Source organism: Paenarthrobacter sp. PAE-2 (genome assembly GCF_026013155.1).
Lineage (GTDB): Bacteria > Actinomycetota > Actinomycetes > Actinomycetales > Micrococcaceae > Arthrobacter > Arthrobacter ureafaciens.
In genome coordinates this window covers 1-768 of record NZ_JAPDNV010000102.1, presented here as the reverse complement: position 1 = coordinate 768, position 768 = coordinate 1, and the positions used below count along the sequence as shown (strand labels likewise).

General features: G+C 63.5%; 1 protein-coding gene. It reads left to right on the top strand.

Translation table 11 applies throughout. The features are described from left to right. Window positions 1-768: integrase catalytic domain-containing protein (locus OCL88_RS21075; RefSeq protein WP_264963841.1), on the top strand; the 768-nt coding region annotated here is incomplete at both ends.

Below are 768 nucleotides of genomic sequence, written 5' to 3'. Positions count from 1 at the left end.
GGGGAGGGCCCGATGCGGTGCGGTCGCTGCAGTCCGCCGGGGACGAGGTGCCTGCGGTCGGCACGATTTTGGAGCGGGTGCAGATTGACCACACCGTCATCGATGTGATCGTCGTGGACGAGCGGGAGCGGCGACCGATTGGTCGGCCGTATTTAACTGTCGCGATCGATGTTTACAGTCGGTGCATCATCGGCATGGTTGTGACCCTGGAGGCGCCCTCGGCAGTGTCGGTTGGGCTGTGCCTGGCGCATGCCGGGACTGACAAAAGACCATGGCTTGAAGGTCTGGGTGTTGAGGCGGGGTGGCCGATGAGCGGGAAGCCGAGACTGCTTTATCTGGATAATGCCAGCGAATTTAAGAGCGAAGCGCTCCGACGAGGATGCGACCAGCACGGTATCGAGCTGGCCTACCGTCCGCTGGGCCGGCCTCATTATGGCGGAATTGTGGAACGCGTGATCGGCACCGCGATGAAGCAAATCCACGAACTTCCCGGGACCACCTTTTCCAACCCCGGCGAACGGGGGCGTTATGACTCCGACCGGGAAGCGGCGTTGACCCTGCGCGAGCTGGAGAAATGGATGGCCCTTGCCGTCACCAACTACCACGGCACCACACACGGCACGCTGGGGCAGACGCCAGCTGGTCGGTGGGCTGAAGGGGTGGCGGCGACGGGGCTGCCGCCGGTTGCCACTAACCCGACAGCGTTCCTGGTTGATTTCCTTCCCGTCGTGCGGCGTACCCTGACGAGGACGGGCTTCGTCATCGATC